The following is a 670-nucleotide window of genomic DNA, read 5'->3' as shown; positions in this document are numbered from 1 at the left end:
CTGATAGGTCTTCTTGATTTCGGCATCCACCTGTTCGGCAGCAACTTCAAAGGAGAGTTTCTTCTTGATACTGCTGACGTCTTCTATCTGGACATTCATGACTTACCTCACTTTGTTCCGGTATTTATAACGAAATCGTCAACCGTGGACGGTAGGTCCACGGGGCACAAACGGATGAGGGCACCTGCCGGCGCTGAGAAGAGAAGTGAAGTGGTGCGAGAGGGGGGAGTCGAACCCCCACGGTTGCCCGCTGGATCCTAAGTCCAGTGCGTCTGCCAATTCCGCCACTCTCGCAGAGACAGGGCTCAATAACCTATAAGCCTCAGTTGAGGAAAGACTGTAAACAGTTGAAAATGCAATATGGCCGCCCGCTTTCTTGCAGCGGACAGCCACGCCATTCGACAGCCTTCCTGATCACCGTTACCTGGGCTGAAAAATAAAAAGCCCGACTTTTTGCCGACTCACCTGTGGCAGGAACGCCACATTCATCGATACGGTAAAAAGGCGGGCCAGAAAGTCAAATGGGGTGAGTGAAGGGGATCGAACCCTCGACAACTGGAGCCACAATCCAGTGCTCTACCGACTGAGCTACACCCACCATAAAACGAACGCCATACTAGCTAAGAGATCGGCCTCTGTCAATGGGAAACTTGTGCCCTCCCACTTTAAC

3 tRNA genes (1 of these 3 running past the window's edge) are annotated in these 670 nt (G+C 52.1%); all 3 read right to left on the bottom strand.

Features of this window, described 5'->3' with window-relative positions:
• Nucleotides 1–211: 211 nt before the first annotated feature.
• A tRNA-Leu gene (locus DTF_RS0113510) sits at nt 212–294 on the bottom strand.
• A 228-nt stretch (nt 295–522) separates the two neighbouring features.
• Nucleotides 523–598 (bottom strand) — tRNA-His (locus tag DTF_RS0113505).
• A 41-nt stretch (nt 599–639) separates the two neighbouring features.
• Nucleotides 640–670, bottom strand: a tRNA-His gene (locus DTF_RS26950); it runs 62 nt beyond the window's last position.

Origin of the sequence: Desulfuromonas sp. TF, assembly GCF_000472285.1 — a bacterium.
GTDB lineage: Bacteria > Desulfobacterota > Desulfuromonadia > Desulfuromonadales > ATBO01 > ATBO01.
Note: the sequence above shows the minus strand (reverse complement) of the source record. Positions and strands in the feature narration are given on the sequence as shown.